The organism is Providencia sp. UF-224, from assembly GCF_058245955.1.
Window position 1 is genome coordinate 83,269 of record NZ_JBSICC010000014.1, and the last position, 15,675, is coordinate 98,943.

At 44.0% G+C, this 15,675-nt stretch carries 12 protein-coding genes; 8 read left to right on the forward strand and 4 right to left on the reverse strand.

The window, feature by feature from the left end:
* Positions 1-8 precede the first annotated feature (8 nt).
* The 3 genes from dtd to AC4IFO_RS14435 form a co-directional block, all read right to left on the reverse strand.
* Positions 9-446, reverse strand: a complete 438-nt coding sequence (gene dtd / locus AC4IFO_RS14425; protein ID WP_490735346.1) for a D-aminoacyl-tRNA deacylase — start codon at positions 444-446, stop codon at positions 9-11.
* 61 nt (positions 447-507) lie between these two features.
* Positions 508-1,122: a glucose-1-phosphatase gene (gene yihX, locus AC4IFO_RS14430; RefSeq protein ID WP_490735347.1), complete on the reverse strand. Its 615-nt coding sequence runs from the start codon at positions 1,120-1,122 to the stop codon at positions 508-510.
* Positions 1,123-1,302: 180 nt separating this feature from the next.
* Positions 1,303-2,214, reverse strand: a complete 912-nt coding sequence (locus tag AC4IFO_RS14435; RefSeq protein ID WP_490735349.1) for a LysR family transcriptional regulator — start codon at positions 2,212-2,214, stop codon at positions 1,303-1,305.
* 263 nt (positions 2,215-2,477) lie between these two features.
* On the opposite strand from AC4IFO_RS14435, the gene AC4IFO_RS14440 reads away from it, so the two are divergent.
* The 3 genes from AC4IFO_RS14440 (at position 2,478) to abgT (ending at position 6,846) form a co-directional block, all read left to right on the forward strand.
* Positions 2,478-3,800, forward strand: a complete 1,323-nt coding sequence (locus tag AC4IFO_RS14440; RefSeq protein ID WP_490735351.1) for a M20 family metallo-hydrolase — start codon at positions 2,478-2,480, stop codon at positions 3,798-3,800.
* Positions 3,793-5,241: a M20 family metallopeptidase gene (locus AC4IFO_RS14445; protein ID WP_490735353.1), complete on the forward strand. Its 1,449-nt coding sequence runs from the start codon at positions 3,793-3,795 to the stop codon at positions 5,239-5,241. Before AC4IFO_RS14440 ends, AC4IFO_RS14445 begins: the two co-directional genes overlap by 8 nt.
* A gap of 78 nt (positions 5,242-5,319) precedes the next feature.
* The gene (gene abgT, locus AC4IFO_RS14450) at positions 5,320-6,846 is read left to right on the forward strand and encodes a p-aminobenzoyl-glutamate transporter (protein WP_225820126.1); all 1,527 of its coding nucleotides are present in this window, start codon (positions 5,320-5,322) and stop codon (positions 6,844-6,846) included.
* Between the two features lie 47 nt (positions 6,847-6,893).
* Here abgT and typA read toward each other — a convergent pair whose 3' ends face one another.
* The gene (typA, locus tag AC4IFO_RS14455; protein WP_490735356.1) at positions 6,894-8,717 is read right to left on the reverse strand and encodes a ribosome-dependent GTPase TypA; all 1,824 of its coding nucleotides are present in this window, start codon (positions 8,715-8,717) and stop codon (positions 6,894-6,896) included.
* Positions 8,718-9,149: 432 nt separating this feature from the next.
* Between typA and AC4IFO_RS14460 the strand changes: the two genes are divergently transcribed.
* The 5 genes from AC4IFO_RS14460 (at position 9,150) to AC4IFO_RS14480 (ending at position 15,628) form a co-directional block, all read left to right on the forward strand.
* Complete coding sequence (locus AC4IFO_RS14460) at positions 9,150-10,046, forward strand: PadR family transcriptional regulator (RefSeq protein ID WP_490735358.1); 897 nt, start codon at positions 9,150-9,152, stop codon at positions 10,044-10,046.
* 356 nt (positions 10,047-10,402) lie between these two features.
* The gene (gene glnA / locus AC4IFO_RS14465) at positions 10,403-11,812 is read left to right on the forward strand and encodes a glutamate--ammonia ligase (protein ID WP_219245394.1); all 1,410 of its coding nucleotides are present in this window, start codon (positions 10,403-10,405) and stop codon (positions 11,810-11,812) included.
* A gap of 155 nt (positions 11,813-11,967) precedes the next feature.
* A complete protein-coding gene (gene glnL / locus AC4IFO_RS14470) occupies positions 11,968-13,017 on the forward strand; it encodes a nitrogen regulation protein NR(II) (protein ID WP_490735360.1) in 1,050 nt (349 codons plus the stop codon).
* A 9-nt stretch (positions 13,018-13,026) separates the two neighbouring features.
* Positions 13,027-14,493: a nitrogen regulation protein NR(I) gene (gene glnG / locus AC4IFO_RS14475; protein WP_490735362.1), complete on the forward strand. Its 1,467-nt coding sequence runs from the start codon at positions 13,027-13,029 to the stop codon at positions 14,491-14,493.
* A 604-nt stretch (positions 14,494-15,097) separates the two neighbouring features.
* Complete coding sequence (locus tag AC4IFO_RS14480) at positions 15,098-15,628, forward strand: fimbrial protein (protein WP_490735364.1); 531 nt, start codon at positions 15,098-15,100, stop codon at positions 15,626-15,628.
* Positions 15,629-15,675: the final 47 nt, after the last annotated feature.

Sequence of the window (15,675 nt, forward strand, 5' to 3'; positions counted from 1 at the left end):
AAATGGAATCACACTTGCAGCCAGAAGGTCACAGGGCCGTCATTGGTTAAGCTCACTTGCATATCCGCAGCAAATTGCCCTGTTTGGGTCATGACACCCTGCTGACGGCTTTGTTCCACAAAATATTGGTACAACTTGTCGGCTTTTTCAGGCTCTGCTCCCCCAGAAAAACTGGGTCTCATGCCTTTTTTGGTGTCCGCCGCTAACGTGAATTGTGAAACAACCAGTAAACTGCCCCCTGCTTGCTGAACATTCAGGTTCATCTTCCCTTGTTCATCACTAAAAATACGGTAGCCCAGTACCTTTTCACATAAGCGTTTTGCTTTTTGCTCGTCATCGTCTTTTTCGACGCCAAGCAGAACCAATAAACCGGAGTCTATTTGCCCAACCGTTTGTTCATCAACAACAACACTCGCGTGAGTGACTCTCTGGATTAATGCAATCATGATTACTCTGCACAAAAAGATGGAGCAACGTTAACCGTTGCTCCATCATCAATATCAAATGTTATTCAACTTCAGCACTAAAATCGTAAGTACGGAAATATTCAGGAACGGTATCTTTATCCACAACATGAACAGCACGGATACCTAGGGCTTGCGCTGCCTTGACATTTTCCTCTACATCATCGAAGAAAACCGCATCTGCCGCGTCAAACTCTTCAGATTGCAGAACATATTTGAAGATTTCAGGGTCCGGCTTACGCATACCTAAATCTTGGGATAAATAGAGAAAATCGGAGGATGCTGCAATTTCTGGGTAGTGTTCTGGCCAGTAGTCTAAATGTAGGCGATTGGTATTCGATAAGACGACAACACGGTGGCCTTGCTCACGCAGGCGCTCCATAATATCAATCACTTCCGGTCTTAACGAAATAAAAATAGCGTGCCAGCCTTCAGCGAAATCTTCAAAGCTCAGCGTGATCCCCATTTCTTCACAAAGCAGCTCTGCAAACTCTATATCTGAAATTTTCCCACACTCATGTAATTGAAAGATATTGCCAAAAGTAAACCGTGATTTGATTTCTTCACTTGGCGTCCCGCTCAGTTCAGACCATTTATCAAACACACGATTAAAGTCGATATCAATAATCACATTACCCATATCGAAGATATACAGCATAAATTTTCCTCTTTGTTATTCACTAAATTTACTTTAATCATTATTCGTCCAACTGAACAGCCCTAATTGGTGATAATTCACGTTATTTTGTCAATTTATCGATTGAGCACTTAAACCAGAAAATCGCGGCCAACCTAACTATTTTCACTGCAAATACCATGACGGAACTATTTACCACGTTTATGCAGATTCATTACTACGGCAATAAATACGGAATAACCGAGCTAAATGCTCCCCAGCTGGGGTCAACGTTGCGTCCCGACGCTGCACGAGGGCAAATGTGGCATACGGTAATTTTTCGATTAAATCCAATGCGATATACCGCTGCTCAAAGAGGGGTTCATCCACCGTGTCTATCGACACAATGGTCAAAAAATCACTTTGTGCGACTAAACTTAAGCAACCAATTAAGGTTTCACAGGTCACACTGAAATCCATGGGCCGCTCCATCATGGAGAACACATCGGCGAGCTGCTTGTAATATGTGCCTTTTGGGGTTGGCATCGTCCAATCGCAGTCCACTAGCTCAGTGAGCGATTTCGCATGTCGTAAGGGGTGATCTTTGCGCATGATCACTTTGTACTCTTTTTGCATTAGCCGCTCAAAATTAAACTCTGCATCCAAGCTACCGGGGTAATAAGTGTTAATCGTGAAGTCCAGTTCTCCCTGTCTCAATTGCGTTAGCATCGTCAATAATTGCCCCTCCATAATACGTAATTTGATATTGGGATAGTCGCGATGAAATTGAGTCACCACTTTTGGCATTAATGAACGAGCAATACTGCCTGCAACACCGATATTCACCGTTCCACCAATCAACCCGATACGCTGTGAAATCTCTTCTTGCCCGACACGTAATTCTTCAAGTATTAAGCTCGCACGACGTAAAAAGCCCTCGCCGCATTCCGTTAAATAAATCCCTTGGTTACTGCGAATAAACAGTTTAGCCCCCAAGCTGCTCTCTAATTCACGAATAGATTTCGTCAATGCTGGTTGAGAAAGTTGTAAAAAACGGCTGGCAGCTCGAATACTGCCATGGCGGCTAATTTCGACGAATGCCCTGAGCTGATTTAATTTTATGGGTGGTGCCATATCAATACCCCGATAACTTTTAGTTATATAGCCAAAGATAATTGTATCTTTTTCACTCTAATTTGATTGTGTACAGTCAGGAAATAGAGAAACAAAAAATTAACATTTAGTAAATTAAACAATTTTTTATAAATTAAAATAAATAACGCAAATTAATATACTATTTTTTAAGACTAAACGAATTTTAATTTTAGTTCCTATGCACACCCCTATTTCAACATCCCTGTACTGACTTTTCTTGTGATAACTAAAAGAGATACAAAATGAATACTGACTTAAATAGCACCATCCAGCAGATGGCACAACAATTACAAGCATGGCGGCGTGATTTTCATCAATATGCAGAATCAGGTTGGTTTGAATTTCGTACAGCAACGCTGGTTACCGAAGAACTGCATCAGCTTGGCTACCAACTGCAATTAGGCAAAGAAGTTGTTAAAGCAGATGCGCGAATGGGGCTTCCCTCTGAAGAAAAATTAGCAGAACAAGAAAAAAGAGCGATTGAACAAGGCGCTTTAACTCAATGGCTACCCCACTTTTCAGGGGGATTCACGGGTATCGTTGCCACACTTGATACTGGTCGTCCAGGCCCAACACTGGCCTTTCGTGTCGATATGGATGCCCTTGATTTAAATGAAGAACATTCGTGCCAACACCGTCCACATAATGAAGGTTTTGCGTCCTGTAACCCACACATGATGCACGCGTGCGGCCACGATGGGCACACCGCCATTGGCCTTGGCCTTGCCCGTATTCTCAAGCAATATGAAGCGAAGCTGTCTGGCCGCATCAAAGTTATCTTTCAACCTGCTGAAGAAGGCACTCGTGGTGCTAAATCCATGATGGAAGCCGGTGTGGTTGATGATGTCGATTTCTTTGTGGCTATCCATATCGGTACAGGTGTGCCAAAAGGCGAAGTCGTCTGTGGCAGTAAAAACTTTTTAGCGACCACAAAGTTTGATGTGACCTATCAAGGTGTTGCAGCACATTCAGGTGCAAAACCTGAAGATGGCAAAAATGCGTTAATTGCCGCAGCTCATGCAACCTTAGGCCTATACGGTATCCCACGTCACAGTGAAGGAAGCTCACGAATTAATGTCGGCGTATTGCAAGCTGGTATCGGCCGCAATGTCATTCCCGATACGGCACTGCTAAAAGTTGAAACACGCGGAGAAACCAATGAAATCAACGAGTTTGTCTATGAAAAAGCGATGAATATCATTGAAGGTGCTGCAAAAATGCAAGATGTCGCCTTTGATATCAAACTGATGGGTGCGGCACAAAGCAGCCACCCTAGCACGCAATGGGTTGATTTTATTTGTGATTTAACAAAAAACCACCTTCCTGAGTTAACCTCTATCGTCAAAAACCGCCCACAAGCTGCAGGCTCGGAAGATGCGACCTATTTTATGGAACGCGTAAAAGCGCGTGGAGGCCAAGCCACTTACATGATTTTTGGCACACACCTTAGCGCAGGTCACCACAACGAGCGCTTTGATTTTGATGAAGACGTGATGACAACGGCAGTAAAAACACTGTCAACCATTGCCCTGCATCTCCCTGAATTCGGAGCTAAAAATGGATAAACAATTCACATCATTTATTGGTGATTATATTGAAAATCACCGCGCCCAGTTTACCGCGCTGAGCGACAATATTTGGGATCACCCTGAAACCCGCTTTGAAGAAACCTATTCTGCTAATTTACTTGCTGATGCGCTAGAGCAAGAGGGCTTCAACGTTGAAAGAGGGGTGGGTGATATTGAAACCGCGTTTATCGCCAGCTATGGCTCGGGTTCACCTGTCATTGCATTACTGGGTGAATATGACGCACTCGCAGGGTTAAGCCAACACGCGGCTTGCAGCGAACCAAACCCCTTAGTAGAAAACGGTAATGGTCACGGATGTGGTCATAACTTACTCGGAACCGCCGCATTATCGGCCGCTTTTGCCGTCAAAGCTTGGCTGAACGACAATAATTTATCCGGTACGGTACGGTTTTACGGCTGTCCAGGGGAAGAAGGCGGTTCAGGTAAAACATTCATGGTCAGAGAAGGTTTGTTTGATGATATTGATGCCGCCATTACATGGCACCCAGAGTCATTTAGTGGCGTCTTTAATGTACAATCCCTTGCTAACATTCAAACCGCTTTTCGCTTTAAAGGCATTGCTTCCCACGCAGCAAACTCCCCACACCTTGGCAGAAGCGCCCTTGATGCCGTCACATTGATGAATGTTGGCGTGCAGTTTTTACGCGAGCACATTATTCAAGAAGCTCGGATACACTATGCCGTCACCAACACAGGAGGCGCATCCCCAAATGTCGTACAAGCTGATGCAGAAGCCCTCTACCTTGTCCGCGCTCCACAACTAGATGAAGCACAAGATATTTACCAGCGTGTGATTAATATTGCGCAAGGGGCTGCCCTGATGACGGGAACGCAGCTAGAAGTGCGTTTTGATAAAGCATGCTCAAACTACGTGCCTAATCGGACGCTAGAACACGCCATGTTTAACCACATTACTGAATTTGGCATCCCTGAATATACCGATAAAGAACGTCAATTTGCTGAGCAAATTCACAATACATTGACGAAAGATGATTTACGTAATGCCAAGCTCAATGCTGCCCGCAGTGGCGGAGAAGAAGGTAAACGTTGGTGTGAAAGGCAGGGCAATAAAGTGCTCACGGATGAAGTGCTACCTTACGTTGAGTCCAAAGAGTTGATGTACGGCTCAACCGATGTGGGTGATGTCAGTTGGGTTGCCCCTACCGTGCAATGCTTTAGTCCCTGTTTTGCCTTTGGTACCGCACTGCATACATGGCAATTAGTGGCACAAGGGCGCACCTCTATTGCCCATAAAGGGATGCTGCTTGCGGGTAAAATCATGGCCTCCAGCGCCCTTGAGTTGTTCTTAAAACCCGATTTATTAGCACAAGCAAAAGCTGAATTTACGCAACAAAGACAAGTTACCCCTTATCAGTGCCCTATTCCCAAAGATATTAAGCCTTCAAAATTAAAATAAGCAGTTCCTTAATACTGGCGGGGTTTACCCGCCCATAAGTCATAACAATAACAATGAAGATAGACACAAGGAAACCCTATGAGCGACTCAACAACTGTGCACAAAAGCCCCGGGGCAATTTTTCGCTGGATAGAACGCGTGGGAAACAAAATCCCAAACCCGTTCATTTTGTTCGTTTATTTAATCGCCGTGCTGATGATTGCAACGGCAGTATTATCTTGGTTTGATTTATCCGTCAAAAACCCCGCCAATGACGAAATGGTCAGCGTCAAAAACTTATTAAGCGTGGAAGGGTTGCAATGGATTTTACCTAATATCGTTAAAAACTTTAGTAGCTTTGCCCCTCTCGGCGCCATTCTCGCATTAGTTATTGGGGCTGGCTTAGCTGAAAAAGTCGGTTTACTCCAAGCATTGATGTACAAAATGGCATCAGGTATTAATAAACGCTATGCCAGTTATATGGTGTTGTTTATCGCCTTTTTCAGCCATATTTCTTCAGATGCAGCGTTAGTTGTCATGCCTCCACTGGGAGCCTTGATTTTTATCGCAGTAGGTCGTCACCCTGTAGCTGGTCTATTAGCTGCAATTGCTGGGGTCGCCTCGGGTTTTACCGCAAACTTATTGATTGTCACCACCGATGTCCTGTTATCAGGGATCAGTACAGAAGCGGCAATGATGATTGACCCGAATCTACATGTCAGCGTGATCGATAACTGGTATTTTATGGCCACATCAGTGATTGTATTAACCATTGCAGGTGCGCTACTGACAGACAAATTTATAGAGCCCCGCTTACCCGTGTGGGAAGGCACGTCACATGACCGACTCGAAGAATTGACGCCAATTCAAAACCGTGGGTTATTGATGAGTGGCTTGTCTGCGTTAATCTTTATCGGTTTAGTTGCGCTCATGGTTGCCCCAGAAGGCGCACCACTGCGTGATCCAGTGACAGATACCGTGATCCCTTCGCCATTTATCAAGGGTATTGTTCCTGTCATTATTATTTTCTTTTTCGTCGTTTCCATTACCTATGGTGTATCAACCAAACAAATCAAAAAGCCAAATGATATTCCAGACTTATTAGTCGACCCAATGAAGAGCATGGCAGGTTTCATTGTGATGGTTTTCCCGCTTTCTCAGTTCGTTGCATTCTTTAACTGGAGCAATATGGGGAAATTCATGGCGATTGGTTTAACTGACTTGCTCGAAAACTTGGGAATGACGGGTGTGCCTGCATTTATCGGGTTAATGTTTTTATCTGCTTTCCTGTGTATGTTTATCGCCAGTGGCTCTGCCATTTGGTCAATACTGGCACCAATATTTGTGCCGATGTTTGTGCTACTTGGCTTTCACCCTGCTTTCGCACAGATTGTGTTCCGTATCGCTGACTCTGCTGTTTTACCCCTTGCGCCGATGTCACCGTTCCTTCCGCTCTTTTTAGGCTTTTTACAACGCTACTATAAAAATGCTCAGCTAGGGACCTACTATACCTTAATATTGCCGTATCCAATTGTATTCTTTATTGTTTGGATGCTATTACTGGTCGGTTGGTACTTTGCAGGCTTACCTATCGGGCCGGGGGTTTACCCGCAGCTCAATCCATAAAAAAAGGCGCCTTATAGGCGCCTTTTCACTGTCTAATTTATCTAAAATTAGTCATCTTTAGAACGGCTTGCACGACGGCGATCGTTCTCAGTCAGGTGACGTTTACGCAGACGGATAGACTGCGGAGTCACTTCAACTAATTCGTCATCATCAATAAACTCAAGCGCTTGTTCCAGAGTCATTTTAATTGGTGGTGACAGTGTTGTTGCTTCATCGGTACCTGACGCACGCATGTTAGTCAGTTTTTTACCGGTTAAGCAGTTAACGGTTAAGTCGTTAGAACGTGAGTGAATACCGATGATTTGGCCTTCATACACTTCAGCACCGTGACCTAAGAACAGTTTACCGCGATCTTGCAGGCTGTACAGTGCGTAAGCAACTGCTTTACCTTGACCGTTAGAGATCAGAACACCGTTTTGACGACCACCGATTTCGCCTGGGCGAACATCGTCGTAATGGCTGAATGTTGAGTACAGTAAGCCAGTACCTGAAGTCATTGTCATGAACTCAGTACGGAAGCCAATCAGACCACGGCTTGGGATGATGTAGTCAAGACGCACACGGCCTTTACCGTCTGGCATCATGTCACGCAGGTCGCCTTTACGCTCACCTAACGCTTTCATCACATCACCTTGGTTTTGTTCTTCAACGTCTAAAGTCACTTGTTCGAACGGCTCTTGTTTACGACCATCGATTTCACGAATGATAACTTTTGGACGAGATACAGCCAGCTCGAAGCCTTCACGACGCATGTTTTCGATCAGAACAGATAAGTGCAGCTCACCACGACCTGATACACGGAATGCGTCTGGGTCTTGAGTTTCTTCAACACGCAATGCAACGTTGTGAACCAGTTCTTTATTCAGGCGGTCAAGGATTTGACGTGAAGTCACGAATTTACCTTCTTTACCGCAGAATGGTGAGGTGTTAACACAATAGAACATGCTAACTGTTGGCTCATCAACTGCTAACGCAGGCAATGCTTCAACGCTACCCACCTGGCAGATAGTGTCAGAAATGTTCAGTTCACCCAAACCTGTCAGTGCAACGATATCGCCCGCTTCAGCTTGTTGTGAATCGATACGCTCTAAACCTAAGTGCGTTAATACTTTACCGATTTTACCGTTGCGAGTTTTACCTTCGCTATCGATAACAGTCACTTGTTGGTTAGGTTTAACTACACCGCGTTTAATACGGCCGATACCGATAACGCCTAAGTAGCTGTTGTAATCCAACTGCGAAACTTGCATTTGGAAAGGACCATCGACATCAACGGCTGGTGGCGCGACGTGCTCTACGATAGCTTCGTACAGCGGAGTCATATCTTCAGCCATTTCAGTGTGGTCAAGACCTGCGATACCGTTTAATGCAGATGCGTAAACGATAGGGAAATCGAGTTGCTCATCCGTTGCACCTAAGTTCACGAATAAGTCGAATACTTGGTCAACAACCCAATCAGGACGTGCGCCTGGGCGGTCAACTTTATTAATAACAACAATTGGACGTAAACCGTGGTCGAACGCTTTTTGCGTTACGAAACGTGTTTGTGGCATTGGGCCATCCATCGCATCAACAACCAGCAGAACGCAGTCAACCATAGACATTACGCGCTCAACCTCACCACCGAAATCGGCGTGGCCTGGGGTGTCTACGATATTGATGTGATAACCATTCCATTGGATTGCCGTATTTTTAGCAAGAATGGTAATACCGCGCTCTTTCTCCAAGTCGTTGGAGTCCATAACACGCTCATCGACAGTTTCACGTTCGCCGAACGTACCTGACTGTTGCAATAATTTACCAACCAGTGTTGTCTTGCCATGGTCAACGTGAGCGATGATGGCGATGTTTCTTAAGTTTTGAATTGACAAGGATTTTTACCGTTTAATTGACAGGAAAGGAATATGTTTTTTGCGGTATTCTAATTACCCAAACATACTTTCTACGTTAATTTGCTGTTATTTTACACGTTTTTCCGCACAAGTGGAATAAATGTGAAACCCATCACTGTATAAAAAGTTTTTAACGAAAAAACATTCAGTTGCGTAACAGTGCCAGATTCCCTCATAAAATAATGAGCATCATCTCTGCGAAACCACGAAGTGACAGAATAATACGCTAAAAACTTAATATTAGCAGCCCAAAAAAAGAACAAAAAATAGACTTTCTTTCTTAACCGCCATTTTTAATGTCTTTTTATGTTATTTAGATATATCTAAATTGACTGATTAGATATATCTAAATATAGTAGAGCCATAAAATAAATTCGATATATCTAAAGTTACAAACTAAGGAGTAACTATATGCTAATTAAATCTTGTCGTCATGTATATTATGCACGCCATGACGAAAATCAGCGCGGTCACCACGATGGCTGTTGCCATGGCGAAAGTCGTCACGGTCACAATGAACGTCGTCATGGCCATGATGAATGTTGCCACGGAGGCGAACGCCGCAGCCACGATGACCATTATTACGGTGATGACCGTCATGGGCACGGGCACGGCGAACGTTGCCATGGCAAAGGCCGTCATGGGCACGGGCACAGCGAGTGTTGCCACGGCGAAGGCCGTCATGGGCACGGGCACGGCGAACGCTGCCACGGTGAAGGCCGTCATGGACACGGGCACGGCGAACGCTGCCACGGTGAAGGCCGTCATGGACACGGCAATGAACGCCAAAAAGGTCGTGGTAGAGGCAAAGGCCTGCGTCGTTTATTCGACCACGGCGATCTTCACATTATGGTGCTTTCATTAGTTGCGAAAAAACCGAGCTATGGCTATGAAATTATTAAAGACATTCAAGAAGCCTCAAACGGCCTCTATATCCCAAGTCCGGGTGTTATTTATCCAACACTAACACTGTTGGAAGAACAAGGCTTTTTAGAGTCTCAAATTGTTGAGCGCAATCGCAAAAGTTTTACGATTACGCCGGAAGGCGCTACGCACTTAGCGCAGAATAAAGAAACGGAAGCGGTAATTGCTCGCAAGCTGGCAAAAGCACGTGATATGCAGCAAGGCAGTAATTTAGCAGAAGACATCGAAATGGCTGTCAGCCGTTTTAAAGCCCTGCTGCGCCATAAAATGGTTCTGAAACAACTGAATGAAGAACAAACGCGCCAAATCGCTTCCATCATCAATGATGCTGTGAAACAAATTGAAGAAGTAAATACATTATTAACCAACAGTGATGATGAATAACATCTCCTCTCGCGTTAAATAATGTCTGCCAATTCAGCTTTGGGCTTATTATTAAGCACAAAGCTGGCCTTTTTTCTCTATCCCCTGGCTTAGATGCACCAAAATAATGCAGCCCATTACAATATTGCACCATAACAGTGCAAATCACACCTATTTTTAACTCAATCGATTGACATTCCTTCGTAACAATCAGTATTTACTCTTCTTTTAAAAGTTGGCACGCTTTTCGCTTATAGTATTCATAGTGAGCGAGCAACGTGTATTAATGTGATTCATCACCGCCGCCACGCCAGACAAACCAACAAACGCAAAATATGATGCAATTTGTTGATTAGACCCGACCAGGAGAGCCGAGAATGTCCGCTGAACATGTTTTATCGTTAATTAAAGAGCACAATGTAAGATTTATTGATCTGCGTTTTACCGACACTAAAGGTAAAGAGCAACATATCACTATCCCTGCTCACCAAGTTGACGAAGACTTCTTTGAAGAAGGCCAGATGTTCGACGGTTCATCAATTGGTGGCTGGAAAGGCATCAACGAATCTGACATGGTACTGATGCCTGATGCATCTACCGCAATGTTAGACCCATTCTTTGCTGATGTGACCTTAATTATCCGTTGCGATATTTTAGAGCCGGGTACTATGCAAGGTTACGACAGAGACCCTCGTTCCATTTCCAAACGTGCGGAAGATTTCCTGCGTTCAAGTGGTATCGCTGACATCGTGTTATTTGGCCCAGAACCTGAATTCTTCGTTTTTGACGATATTCGTTTTGGTAACAACATGCACGGCAGCTACTATCATATCGATGATATCGAAGCAGCATGGAACACAGGCACAAAATACGAAGGCGGCAATAAAGGCCACCGTCCAGCAGTTAAAGGCGGTTACTTCCCAGTGCCACCGGTTGACTCATCACAAGACCTGCGTTCTGCAATGTGTACCACAATGGAAGAGATGGGCTTAGTTGTTGAAGCTCACCACCATGAAGTGGCAACCGCAGGCCAAAACGAAGTCGCTACCCGCTTTAATACCATGACCAAAAAAGCGGATGAAACTCAGATTTATAAATATGTCGTTCACAACGTTGCACATGCCTACGGCAAAACAGCGACCTTTATGCCGAAACCATTAGTGGGTGATAACGGTTCAGGTATGCACTGCCACATGTCTTTATCAAAAGATGGCGTGAACCTGTTTGCGGGCGACAAATACGGCGGTTTATCTGAAATGGCGCTGTACTACATCGGCGGTATCATTAAACACGCACGTGCACTGAACGCATTTACTAACCCAACAACTAACTCATACAAACGTTTAGTTCCGGGCTTTGAAGCACCCGTTATGCTGGCTTACTCAGCGCGTAACCGCTCTGCATCTATCCGTATCCCTGTGGTTGCAAGCACCAAAGCACGTCGTATTGAAGTGCGCTTCCCAGACCCAGCGGCTAACCCATACTTGGCGTTTGCTGCGCAGTTAATGGCGGGTCTTGATGGCATCATCAATAAGATCCACCCAGGTGATGCAATGGACAAAAACTTGTATGACTTACCACCAGAAGAAGCGAAAGAAATCCCGACTGTAGCAGGTTCTTTAGACGAAGCGCTGGCTGAGCTGGATAAAAATCGCGAGTTCTTAACCCGTGGTGGTGTGTTTACGAATGACGCTATCGATGCATATATTGAATTAACTCGTGCCGACATCCAACGTGTTCGTATGGCACCGCACCCTCTCGAATTTGAAATGTACTACAGTGTGTAACACGCCGTTCCACTGATAGTCTTTGTTGCCGTGAAGCACTTGCCCCATCTTTTGATGGGGCCTTTTCTCTCTACTGCACCAAAGAGGCAAAATCAAATATCGGTTGTTTGGTCTATCAGGTATAATGCACCAAAATAGTGCAGGAGCAACATTACATGAAAACCGAACATTTGCCAGCACCCGAACAAATTCTCGACTCCCTCATTAATAGCGTGCTTATTTTGGATTACGATTTGGTTATCCATTACGCCAATCATGCTGCATTGCAAATCCTAACCCAAAGCCAGCGCAAACTATACGGAACCCCTCTTCCACTGTTATTTAGCTATTGCTCGCTCAATGATGAATTGATGCTCAGTAGCTTAAAAGAAGGCCACAGTTTTACGGAAAACGAAGTCACGTTAGTGTTTAACAACCATTCCCATGTGATGTCCTTCAGCGCACAGCCATTTTCAGAACAATTTATTTTAGTCGAGTTATCACAACTCGATAGCCAGCGGCGCCTTAGCCAAGAGTTGGTGCAAAATGCACAACAGCTTGCTGCACGTGAACTTATTCGTGGACTCGCCCATGAAATCAAAAACCCATTAGGCGGTTTACGAGGCGCTGCGCAATTGTTGTCTAAGGCACTACCTGACCCGCAACTAAATGAATATACTCAAGTTATAATCGAACAAGCTGACCGTTTAAGGGCTTTAGTCGATAGATTACTGGGACCGCAATATCCGGGGCCCAAAACCCAGCAAAGCATCCACCATATAATGGAAAATGTCACTCGCTTGGTTTCCCTCGAAAAACCCGATAACGTCACATTGACTCGTGACTATGACCCGAGTTTGCCCGATTTAGAATATTACCCCGACCAAATTGAGCAAGTATTGTTGAACGTCACCCGTAACGCGCTGCAAGCCCTCGCCGATACGGGTGGTCATATCACGCTACGCACACGTACCGCATTTCAAGTCATGTTACAAGGAGAGCGTTATCGGTTAGCTGCGCGTATTGATATCGAAGATAACGGCCCAGGTATTCCATTGGCTATTCAAGATACGCTTTTCTACCCAATGGTAAGTGGACGACCTGATGGGACAGGACTTGGCCTGTCAATTGCGCGAAGTTTAGTGGATCAACACGCAGGAAAAATCGAGTTTACCAGTTGGCCGGGGCACACTGAGTTTTCTATTTATCTACCCATCAAAAAATAGGGGATAACCATGTCACAGGGAAAAATTTGGGTCGTAGATGACGACAGTTCCATTCGCTGGGTTCTAGAGCGGGCACTCAACAATGCAGAATTTGTCTGCACCTGTTTTGACAGTGCTGATGCGGTACTTGCTGCATTGGAAAACGCCCTCCCTGATGTTTTGTTATCCGATATTCGCATGCCCGGAACCAATGGTATTGAGCTACTCAATACCATTAAGCAATCACACCCCCTTTTACCGATCATCATTATGACGGCTCACTCAGACCTCGATGCTGCCGTAAATGCCTATCAGTCAGGTGCCTTTGATTACTTACCTAAACCGTTTGATATCGATGAAACCGTGGCATTGGTTGAACGAGCGTTAAATCATAGCCGTGAACAGAACCATACGGGACGCGAAACAAAGCAAAAAGCGCCGATTGTTTCATCCACCATGATTGGTGAAGCACCTGCAATGCAGGAGGTATACCGCATTATCGGCCGTTTATCTCGCTCATCAATTAGCGTACTGATTAACGGTGAATCAGGCACAGGGAAAGAGCTCGTTGCTCACGCTTTGCACCAACATAGCCCACGAGTTAACGAGCCCTTTATTGCCTTGAACATGGCGGCTATTCCAAAAGATCTCATCGAATCAGAACTTTTTGGCCATGAAAAAGGGGCGTTCACGGGGGCAACCCAAGTTCGCCAAGGGCGCTTTGAACAAGCCAACCGCGGCTCATTATTTTTAGATGAAATTGGCGATATGCCCCTTGATGTACAAACACGGTTATTGCGCGTGCTTGCTGAGGGGCAATTTTACCGTATTGGTGGCTATACCCCTGTAAAAGTGGATGTACGAATTATTGCCGCTACCCACCAAGATCTTGAAAAACGGGTCAAAGAAGGTTTATTCCGTGAGGATTTATTTCACCGATTAAACGTAATTCGAGTGCAACTCCCCCCATTGCGGGAACGCACGGAAGACATCCCACGCCTCGCACACTATTTTTTACAAAATACCGCAAAAGAGTTAGGGGTAGAAAGCAAGGTATTGCACCCAGATAGTGAAAAAATTCTGCAACGCTATTATTGGTCAGGAAATGTACGTCAATTGGAAAACGTCTGCCGCTGGCTGACTGTCATGGCGGCAAGCCAAGAAATTTTACCGCAAGATTTGCCCGATGATTTATTGGAAGAGCACCCGATACAAAAAACGGAAGTCAGCAAACCGACAGCCAATGAACCCGTCACTTTGCCAGTGCATCAAACCAACTCAGATGTACAATGGTTTGAATTATTGGAAAAGTGGGCTGATCATGCGTTATCCGCAGGTAAAGACGATTTATTAACACAAACAGTCCCACTATTAGAGCGCACTCTGCTTAACTGCGCACTGAAACATACTGATGGGCATAAACAAGAGGCGGCTCGCCTATTAGGCTGGGGGCGAAATACCCTAACCCGTAAATTAAAAGAACTCGGCATTGAATAAACCACAATAAAATTAAGTCACTTCACTTGATTTTGGTGATTATTTAAAAAGGCGTAGAGGAAAACTCTACGCCTTTTTATTAGTTAAAAATTAAAGTTATGGCCGAGTTATATTAAGGTTTCATATTAGAACAAATAAACACCCTCTATTTTAGATAATCCAGCTCCAACTTCATTCCTTATATTGAACATTGAAATAAGATATTCAATTTAATGCAATACATTAATGATTCCTTTCAACAAAACCACTCATCTTATTTAGCTCAGCGTAATTATTAAATCCCCCACGAACACATTATGCGTGAAATATAAAATGTAAATATCAATTTAAAATTAGTTTAAATATTTAATATTTATTTTCATTACAGCCTTAACAATAAAAAACATAAAAATTGAACTTTGAGAAACTTAGTTAAAAACCACCCAACCCATAATGTGAATACCAAACAAACCTCCCGTAAATATTAAAAACAAAATAATTAAACCTAAATTACTCGCATATTGTTTATTATAAAAATAAACGACAAAATACATACCAATTGAGAAAGGCGATATTTACCCCCCTCAATAACATCAAATAAAATATCTTTATTGGAGAGTCATAAATGAAAAAGAATATTATCGCAACGTTAATTGCGACGTCGTCTATTTTTGCTATTAATAATGTATTAGCCGCTGACGGTACTATCGAATTTACCGGTGAAATCACAGATCAAGCATGTGAACTGGCAACAGGCTCAGATGTATTTACAGTGAACTTAGGTAAAGTGTCAAAAACAACTTTACCAAGTACAGGAAGTACAGCTGCCGCGACTAAATTCACCATTAAATTAGAAAATTGCCCACAAACAGTCACAAGTGCAACCGTTAAGTTTGATGCTATTAGCTACGCAGGAGACAACAATGTGCTCCAGCTAACTGACCCTACGGCAAATACAACCGCTAAAAATGTCGGTATTCAAATTCAAGATGTAACCGGTGCAACCGTTCCACTGTTTGCTGAGTCTAGTGCTTATGCATTAAAACAAAATACAGTCAACAATTTGGATTTTACGGCGCGCTATATTGCGATGTCTGATGCGGTCGGTGTCGGTCAAGCAAATTCAACAGCAACGTTCACAATCAATTATAACTAATTGGACTTTAAGGTTTAAACGGACTTAAACCTTATTCCTGTATTACT

Bases quoted from the DNA above. Each gene is read 5' to 3' on its own strand.
- dtd (WP_490735346.1), bottom strand. From the start codon at position 446: ATGATTGCATTAATCCAGAGAGTCACTCACGCGAGTGTTGTTGTTGAT.
- yihX (WP_490735347.1), bottom strand. From the start codon at position 1,122: ATGCTGTATATCTTCGATATGGGTAATGTGATTATTGATATCGACTTT.
- AC4IFO_RS14435 (WP_490735349.1), bottom strand. From the start codon at position 2,214: ATGGCACCACCCATAAAATTAAATCAGCTCAGGGCATTCGTCGAAATT.
- AC4IFO_RS14440 (WP_490735351.1), top strand. From the start codon at position 2,478: ATGAATACTGACTTAAATAGCACCATCCAGCAGATGGCACAACAATTA.
- AC4IFO_RS14445 (WP_490735353.1), top strand. From the start codon at position 3,793: ATGGATAAACAATTCACATCATTTATTGGTGATTATATTGAAAATCAC.
- abgT (WP_225820126.1), top strand. From the start codon at position 5,320: ATGAGCGACTCAACAACTGTGCACAAAAGCCCCGGGGCAATTTTTCGC.
- AC4IFO_RS14460 (WP_490735358.1), top strand. From the start codon at position 9,150: ATGCTAATTAAATCTTGTCGTCATGTATATTATGCACGCCATGACGAA.
- glnA (WP_219245394.1), top strand. From the start codon at position 10,403: ATGTCCGCTGAACATGTTTTATCGTTAATTAAAGAGCACAATGTAAGA.
- glnL (WP_490735360.1), top strand. From the start codon at position 11,968: ATGAAAACCGAACATTTGCCAGCACCCGAACAAATTCTCGACTCCCTC.
- glnG (WP_490735362.1), top strand. From the start codon at position 13,027: ATGTCACAGGGAAAAATTTGGGTCGTAGATGACGACAGTTCCATTCGC.
- AC4IFO_RS14480 (WP_490735364.1), top strand. From the start codon at position 15,098: ATGAAAAAGAATATTATCGCAACGTTAATTGCGACGTCGTCTATTTTT.